The organism is Lutimonas sp., from assembly GCF_051011215.1.
GTDB lineage: Bacteria > Bacteroidota > Bacteroidia > Flavobacteriales > Flavobacteriaceae > Lutimonas.
In genome coordinates, this window is the sequence record NZ_JBPCUJ010000069.1 from 1 (window position 1) to 7,938 (window position 7,938).

Genomic DNA, 7,938 nt, shown 5'->3' on the forward strand with positions numbered 1-7,938 from the left:
CTGCAAAACGTCAGGCAGTTACAAATCCTCTTAAAACCGTTTATTCTATCAAGAGATTTATGGGGAATAAGTATTCTGAATGTAAGATGGAGGCAGATCGCGTACCTTATAAAGTTGTAAAAGGAGATAACGACACACCACGTGTTGATATTGATGGCAGATTGTATACACCTCAGGAAATTTCAGCAATGGTATTGCAGAAAATGAAAAAAACTGCTGAAGACTATTTGGGTACAGAAGTAAAAGAAGCGGTTGTGACAGTTCCTGCATATTTTAACGATGCACAGAGACAAGCTACCAAAGAAGCTGGTGAAATTGCAGGTTTAAAAGTTAGCAGAATTATAAATGAGCCTACTGCTGCAGCTCTTGCCTATGGTTTAGATAAATCAGGACAAGACAGAAAGATTGCCGTGTATGACCTTGGAGGTGGTACTTTTGATATTTCTATATTAGAAATTGGTGATGGTGTTTTTGAAGTATTGTCTACAAATGGAGACACGCATTTAGGTGGTGATGATTTTGACCAGGTAATTATCGATTGGTTGGCTGAAGAGTTCATGAAGGATGAAAACATGGATTTGAGAAAAGATCCTATGGCACTTCAACGTTTAAAAGAAGCAGCTGAAAAAGCAAAAATTGAATTATCGTCAAGTACACAAACGGAGATCAATTTACCGTATGTGACAGCGACATCTTCAGGACCTAAGCACCTTGTTAAAACATTGACAAGAGCCCATTTTGAAAAATTGTCAGATTCATTAGTGAAGAGATCAATGAGCCCTGTAGGTGCTGCATTGAAAGATGCTGATCTTAGCACTTCGGATATTGATGATGTAATTTTAGTAGGTGGTTCAACAAGAATGCCAAAAATTCAGGAAGAAGTAGAAAAGTTCTTTGGAAAGAAACCATCAAAAGGTGTAAACCCTGATGAGGTTGTAGCGATTGGTGCTGCTATTCAAGGTGGTGTTTTAACAGGAGATGTGAAAGATGTATTGTTACTTGATGTAACACCTCTTTCGTTGGGAATTGAAACAATGGGGAACGTTGCGACGAAACTAATTGAATCAAATACAACAATTCCTACAAAGAAATCTCAGGTTTTCTCGACAGCTGCTGATAACCAGCCTTCAGTTGAAATCCATGTGTTACAAGGTGAAAGAGCGATGGCTGCTGATAACAAGACGATCGGAAGATTCCATTTAGATGGTATTCCGCCAGCACCAAGAGGTGTTCCTCAGATTGAAGTTACTTTTGATATTGATGCCAACGGTATAATAAATGTTTCTGCCAAAGATAAAGGAACAGGAAAAGAACATAATATTCGTATTGAAGCATCATCAGGATTGTCAGAAGAAGATATTCAAAAGATGAAAGCGGATGCAGAAGCAAATGCTGATGCAGATAAATTGGCAAAGGAAACTGCTGAAAAAATCAATGGAGCTGATGCGATGATATTCCAGACAGAAAGCCAGTTGAAGGAATTTGGTGAAAAACTATCTGCTGATAAGAAAGCACCGATTGAATCTTCACTGGAAGAATTGAAAAAAGCACATGAGTCAAAAGACCTTGCTTTGATCGATGCGGCCATGGAGAAGATCAATGAAGCATGGAAGGCAGCTTCTGAAGAGATTTATAAAGCACAGCAAGAATCTCAGGCAGGAGGAGCGCAACCAGGACCTGATGCAGGAGCAGCGCCAGAAGCTGGTGAAGCCGGAGCGGATGATGTTCAGGATGTAGATTTTGAAGAAGTCAAAGAAGACTAGTTCTTAAAGAACATATATAATAGAAAACCGTCATGTTAAAAACATGACGGTTTTTTTTATTTTATAAATTCTATGTTTTACAGTATAGGATAAATGATCCCAAATCTGTTATGATTTCAATCTTTTAAAGATAAAACGAGTAATAAAGATTCCGGTTCCGTCTCCCTTTCCTGCATCACTTTCAACACCGCTGGTTACAAAGGCCAATTCCCAGCCTTCATCGATCATGGTATTTACTTTAGACGATAATAAGGCATCATTTGAAGCGATATTTTGAAAATTTATACCAGTGGCACTGTAAAAGTTTAATATTTTTGTTTCGTCAAAATTTTCTACTTTAGAGTCACCTCTTTTCGATTTATTTTGTTTTTTATTTTCTGATGTTCTTGAAGTCGTATAGGCGGTATAGTCTTTTTCTTCTTCAGCTGAAATAATTCTGGACCTACCCAGACCCATAGGTACAACTGATTCTATACTTGTTACGATACTATACTCATAAGACTGTGCATTGATTTCTGTAGAGGCAATCAATAAAATTGCAATAAAAATTAGTTTTTTCATTATTGTTAAATATTAGGTTCATTCATTATTTGACTTAACAAAAACTATAATTGGAATAGAATATTGTGCGCTTATGAATTCAATTCCTGTTTTTATATGGATTGCATGATGGAAATTGATACAATTTCTTCAGTTTTGAACTAATTTTTAGTAGTTTTGGAAGTATTAAATTTAAATTTAGATCAAATTATGAAAAATGTTGCTTTTAAAAGCGTTTTGCTGTTATCGATAATTGTCTTGAGTAGTTTTGCCGTTAAAGACAGTTTTGTTGGAGTTAAAAAAATATTAGGAGAATGGGATTATAGTATTCCTGATGCGCCGTATGAATACCAAAAAGGTGTGTTGGTGTTAAAAAAGGTTGATGGTGATTTAGCCGGAGAAATGGTCATTGGTGGACAGGGAACAGCACTGGAAGATGTGACATTTGAAAAGAATGAGTTAAAGGCCATGATGAATGTTCAAGGAGAAACGGTACGGTTCAAATTGAATTTTACAAAGAAAACCTTTGAAGGAGTTGTCTCTTATTCTCAAGGAACTTTAGATATGTCTGGTTCAAAAAAATAAACATACAGTTGTTATTTAAAGCCATCAAGTTATTCTTGATGGCTTTTTTTTTGTATCTTAAGAAAGTAAAGTGCTGAATACGCATTGAATAAGTCTGAATTTTTCGTATTTTTGCACGCTTAAATAAATAGTATTGATCTATGAGAAAATTATTACGCAAAAGTTACCCCGTCTTTTTGCTTTTCTTAACATTGAGTTTTACCGATGTCAAGCATGATGAGGGTCCCACAAAATTACTAGGTTCCTGGAATTATGCAGCTCCTGAAATCGGATTGAAATTTCAAAAAGGTGCTATTGAATTTAGTTTTGAAGAAGATGTGTTAAAAGGGAATGTGATGTTCCATGACCGCATTATTCCCATGGAAAATTTAGTTTATGAAGAAGATAAGGTTCGAGCTCATATTATTTTTGAGGGTGAGCAAATAGATATCTTTCTAAGATTCGAAATGGATTCATTTAAAGGGACAGTCTCACATCCAAAAGGATTTTTGAGAATTTCCGGGAATAGAATTATCAGCTAGTCAGGTTGGTTAAAATAATTTTCCAATGCCAATGCCATAGGTAAGTGACTGGTATGCATCAATATTGATGTCATAGGTTAACACACCAAATAACTCCCAGTTTTTAGGCAGGTGATAAGGAACTTCGAGACCAAATCGAATCACGGTAAAATCTTCATGGCTTGAAAATTCTCTGCCAAAACCGGCCATTAATCCTAACCATGAAAGAGGTTTGTAGATACCCATGATACAAGCTGCAACTGGTGTTCCTCTCTCAATAACAGTTGTTTCTGCTTCGCCGCCTGAATCACCTGACCTGGTTTCAAAGGTGCTGTTTTGTTTTACAACAAAGTCTTCAAGGATAATATCGTTGTGAAGTCCAATGGCCCATTTGTGATTAAAGAAATAGGTGTAATTTAAACCAAAAGAAGGTAAGGTCAGACTCGAAGCACTTCCGTCTTTGACGCCACCAAAAATAACTGTATGATTAATAGAAGCGCTGATGACATGTTTTTTATGTGTCTCATGGCCCTTGTCATGATGTGATTGATCCTGTCCTTCTTCATGTGAATGCTGTTCTTGCCCTTGAACAAGCAAAAAGCTGATCATTAGTAGACATAAGAGCCATATTTTTTTACTATGTAACATCAGTAGGATGGTTTTGAATGGTAATTAAAAATAGCAATTAAAGTTGAATGATAAAAATCAATTTTTGAGGCTATTATTTCTGAATTAAATTTTATTTTTGCGGATGCAAAATAAGGTTCTAATTTTAGATTTCGGATCACAGGTAACGCAACTCATTGCGCGAAGAGTCAGAGAGCTCAATATCTACTGTGAAATCCATCCATTCAATAGTGAAAAATTTAATGTAGATGATTTTCAGGCGGTGATACTGTCAGGAAGTCCACATTCTGTAAGAAATGAAGATGCCCCGCATCCTGATTTGTCCCGGATAAAAGGTAAGAAGCCACTTCTTGGAATATGCTATGGTGCACAGTACCTGGTTCATTTTTTTGAGGGAAAGGTCGGACAATCGAGTTCAAGAGAATATGGAAGGGCAAATCTGTCATTTGTAGATCATAGCAATGAGCTTTTCGCGCATATTGAAGAAGGATCGCAGGTTTGGATGAGTCATAGTGATACCATTATGGAACTTCCAACATCCTATAAGGTGATTGCCAGCACACATGATATTGATAATGCGGCTTATAAAATAGATGGTGAACAAACCTATGCCATTCAATTTCATCCTGAAGTATACCATTCCACTGACGGGAAACAGTTATTGGAAAACTTTTTGGTGGATATAGCCGGACTGAAGCAGGATTGGACGCCCAATTCATTTGTGGAAACAACAGTTGCGGCACTCAAAGAGAAAATTGGCAATGAAAAAGTTGTTCTCGGATTGTCTGGAGGCGTAGACTCAACTGTTGCTGCTGTTCTTTTGGACAAAGCTATAGGGAAAAACCTCTATTGCATTTTTGTAAACAATGGTTTATTGCGAAAAAATGAATTTGAAAGCGTTTTAGACCAGTACAAACACATGGGACTCAATGTAAAAGGAGTGAACTCATCTGATCGATTTCTTGAAAAGCTGAAAGGCATTGAAGATCCTGAATTAAAACGAAAGGCCATTGGTAATACTTTTATTGAAGTATTTGATGATGAGGCTCACTTGATAGAAGACGTAACATGGTTGGCCCAGGGAACCATCTATCCTGATGTTATTGAATCGGTTTCCGCTACCGGAGGTCCGTCAGCGACCATTAAATCTCACCATAATGTGGGTGGTTTGCCTGATTTTATGAAGTTGAAGATTGTGGAGCCTTTGCGAACCATTTTCAAGGATGAGGTACGAAGAGTAGGAAGAAGTTTGGGAATTGATGAGGAGCTATTGGGAAGACACCCTTTTCCAGGTCCAGGGTTGGGCATCAGAATTCTAGGTGATATTACTGCTGAAAAAGTTTCCATGTTGCAAGAAGTTGATCATATATTTCTGGAGGGATTAAAACGATGGAAATTATATGATTCGGTTTGGCAGGCAGGTGCGATGCTTTTACCAGTGCAATCAGTTGGAGTAATGGGTGATGAAAGAACCTATGAAAAAGCGGTTGTATTAAGGGCTGTATCTTCTACTGACGGGATGACCGCAGACTGGGTTGACTTACCTTATAAGTTTCTTCAGGAAACTTCAAATAAGATTATCAACGGTGTTAAAGGTGTGAACCGGGTTGTTTATGATATCAGTTCAAAACCACCGGCGACCATTGAATGGGAGTAGCGTGAAAGAAAAAATTTAAATACATCTGCCCGTTGTATTTTGTAAGATTGTCCTATTGTTAATAAAAGACTTAAAAAAGCATATATTTGATGAAATATTACAGCAGATTTTAAGTTTAAAATTATAAGAACTTAGTACTACATGAAAAATCTTAAAATTGTGTTTTTTTTATTCCTGATCAGCTGTTTGAGCATTCTTGCGCAGGATAAGAAATTTATAACCTATAAAGTAAAACAAGGGGAATCGATTCAAAGTATCTCAAAAGCCTTATCAATTACTCCTTATGATTTGTTAAAGCTAAATCCAGATGTGAAGGATAATGTGAGTGCAAATGATATCATCATCATTCCCAATCAGAACTATGATCCATTAGAAGATATAAGTAATGCTGATTTAAGTGGGATTGGAGAAAAGGATATAGTAGTAGATAAGTTTATTTATCATGAGGTCATTCCAAAAGAAACGATCTATAGCATTGTCAAGAGTTTTAATATCAGTGAAGAAGAGCTCAAAGCGAGCAATCCTTTTTTAGCAGAGAATGGCTTGAAGATAGGGCAGGTGATCAGAATCCCTTTAAAAATTGATGAAACTGAGCTAAACGCAAAAGATGATTCCACACAACCATACCTGGTGAAAGCAAAAGAGACCAAGTATAGTATCGCGAAAAAGTTTGGCATATCCATAGAGGATTTAGAAGCGTTAAATCCGAAAATTGCCCTTCATGGCTTACAAATTGATGATGTGATTTTGGTTCCTATACTTTCAGAAACGGAGGCGAATGAAGCGTTTGTTTTTTACGAAGTTCAAAAACTAGAAACTCTTTATAGCATTACAAAAAAATTTGACATTACAGAAGATGAGTTACTGGCTCTCAATCCAGAGATATCAGATGGCATTAAAGAAGGTATGTTGTTGAAATTGCCCAATAACAATAGGATGACCAAACCTCTTTTTGTTGATGTTGTGCCTGCAGGTTCTGAATTGAAAATGGCGATGATGCTGCCATTTAAAAGTAGAAGGGATAGTCTTAATTTTGAAACGGATCGCTTATTGCAAATAACTACTGATTTTTATTTTGGCGCCTTGATGGCAATAGATTCCTTAAAAAAGCAAGGATTGTCAATTCATATGAAAGTGTACGATACAGAGAATAACAGGGAAGTATCGCGAAAAATAAGTAATGAAGTTGAATTGCAGGAATTTGATTTGGTGGTTGGACCTATGTTTTTATCGAATGTAAAGGCTGTATCTACTAATTTGAAATATGGAAAGCCCTATATAGCTTCTCCAATTTCCACAAAGGATCATTCGAATATTGACAATAAAAAGCTCATTCAGGAAAGAGCCTCTTTGGATAATTATACCGAAGAAATGATGGATTTTGTGAAGGCAAATTATGAAAATCAGGATCTGATTGTTATTAAAAATGACACAAAGAAATCTGAGCAGCAGTTTAATAGAATTATTGAAGATATCAAGGCTCTGAACCCTGAAAAGGAAGTTAAGATTCTCGAACCTAAAGACGGGTATATCAAACCTGATGATTTTAAAGTCTTTAGAGATACCTTGGATCGAAATATTGTAAACTGGTTTTTTGTGACTGATACAGAACCTGCTTATTTAGGAGATGTTTTTAATAATTTGGGAGTATTTCCAGAGGTAGACAGCCTGATGGTTTTTGGTTTTGAAAAAGATAGAAATTACAATAAAATTGATAATAACTTTTTGGCAAGGGTCCATTTTCATTATCCCAGTAATTCTTTTATCGATTATAATCATGCGGCGTTTCAGCAATTTGAAGCTACGTTTAAACGAAAGTATTACAGTCTGCCTTCTTCTTATGCGGTTGAAGGGTTTGATGTTACCTATGACCTATTAATGCGTTTGGCGGAAGGGAGTGACTTTTTCGACCAAGGCGTGTCAGAAAGAATTGCTACCAAATATGAATTTATTGAAAATACGTCCGGTGGAATCTTAAACAAAGGAATTTTTATTGTAAAATATGATGGTCTGGAAGAAAAGGTCATCAACCCTTTCAAGCAAGATTCCAATTAAATATTGTTCGAGTAGATTTTATTAAAAGTATGGTCGGCAAAACCATATCCGGCTTCTTCATATAAATTAAAAACGACCTCGACACCCGCATCCATCAGTTCCTGCATTTCATCATCATAGCGCGAAATGGCAGCCACCTTAATACTGCAATGAATAAGATTTAATTGTTCAATCACACTCATATTTGTGGCATGACTTGGTGTTACAAGAA

General features: G+C 36.3%; 8 protein-coding genes. 5 read left to right on the forward strand and 3 right to left on the reverse strand.

All coding sequences use genetic code 11. The annotated features are described in order from the left end of the window. Positions 1-1,763: molecular chaperone DnaK (gene dnaK, locus ACR2MV_RS06820; RefSeq protein ID WP_434021156.1), on the forward strand; the 1,763-nt coding region annotated here is incomplete at its 5' end. Positions 1,764-1,871: 108 nt separating this feature from the next. Here dnaK and ACR2MV_RS06825 read toward each other — a convergent pair. Beyond that, entirely contained in the window at positions 1,872-2,324 is a 453-nt protein-coding gene (locus ACR2MV_RS06825) for a hypothetical protein (protein WP_434021157.1), read from the reverse strand. 189 nt (positions 2,325-2,513) lie between these two features. Between ACR2MV_RS06825 and ACR2MV_RS06830 the strand changes: the two genes are divergently transcribed. Both ACR2MV_RS06830 and ACR2MV_RS06835 read left to right on the forward strand, forming a co-directional pair. After that, positions 2,514-2,888, forward strand: a complete 375-nt coding sequence (locus ACR2MV_RS06830; protein WP_434021158.1) for a hypothetical protein — start codon at positions 2,514-2,516, stop codon at positions 2,886-2,888. A gap of 140 nt (positions 2,889-3,028) precedes the next feature. Further along, the gene (locus ACR2MV_RS06835) at positions 3,029-3,409 is read left to right on the forward strand and encodes a hypothetical protein (RefSeq protein WP_434021159.1); all 381 of its coding nucleotides are present in this window, start codon (positions 3,029-3,031) and stop codon (positions 3,407-3,409) included. Between the two features lie 9 nt (positions 3,410-3,418). Here the strand turns inward: ACR2MV_RS06835 and ACR2MV_RS06840 are convergent, their stop codons facing one another. Next, positions 3,419-4,036, reverse strand: coding sequence for a hypothetical protein (locus ACR2MV_RS06840; protein ID WP_434021160.1), 618 nt, complete (start codon positions 4,034-4,036; stop codon positions 3,419-3,421). A 103-nt stretch (positions 4,037-4,139) separates the two neighbouring features. Here ACR2MV_RS06840 and guaA point away from each other — a divergent pair, with 103 nt between their 5' ends. Then, the gene (gene guaA / locus ACR2MV_RS06845) at positions 4,140-5,672 is read left to right on the forward strand and encodes a glutamine-hydrolyzing GMP synthase (RefSeq protein WP_434021161.1); all 1,533 of its coding nucleotides are present in this window, start codon (positions 4,140-4,142) and stop codon (positions 5,670-5,672) included. 141 nt (positions 5,673-5,813) lie between these two features. After that, positions 5,814-7,727: a LysM peptidoglycan-binding domain-containing protein gene (locus ACR2MV_RS06850; protein WP_434021162.1), complete on the forward strand. Its 1,914-nt coding sequence runs from the start codon at positions 5,814-5,816 to the stop codon at positions 7,725-7,727. Here the strand turns inward: ACR2MV_RS06850 and ACR2MV_RS06855 are convergent. Continuing rightward, a partial coding sequence (locus ACR2MV_RS06855; RefSeq protein ID WP_434021163.1) for a hypothetical protein occupies positions 7,724-7,938 on the reverse strand: 215 nt, incomplete at its 5' end. The two genes, ACR2MV_RS06850 and ACR2MV_RS06855, sit on opposite strands and share 4 nt — an antisense overlap.

Bases quoted from the DNA above. Each gene is read 5' to 3' on its own strand.
- guaA (WP_434021161.1), top strand. From the start codon at position 4,140: ATGCAAAATAAGGTTCTAATTTTAGATTTCGGATCACAGGTAACGCAA.
- ACR2MV_RS06850 (WP_434021162.1), top strand. From the start codon at position 5,814: ATGAAAAATCTTAAAATTGTGTTTTTTTTATTCCTGATCAGCTGTTTG.
- ACR2MV_RS06840 (WP_434021160.1), bottom strand. From the start codon at position 4,036: ATGTTACATAGTAAAAAAATATGGCTCTTATGTCTACTAATGATCAGC.
- ACR2MV_RS06830 (WP_434021158.1), top strand. From the start codon at position 2,514: ATGAAAAATGTTGCTTTTAAAAGCGTTTTGCTGTTATCGATAATTGTC.
- ACR2MV_RS06825 (WP_434021157.1), bottom strand. From the start codon at position 2,324: ATGAAAAAACTAATTTTTATTGCAATTTTATTGATTGCCTCTACAGAA.
- ACR2MV_RS06835 (WP_434021159.1), top strand. From the start codon at position 3,029: ATGAGAAAATTATTACGCAAAAGTTACCCCGTCTTTTTGCTTTTCTTA.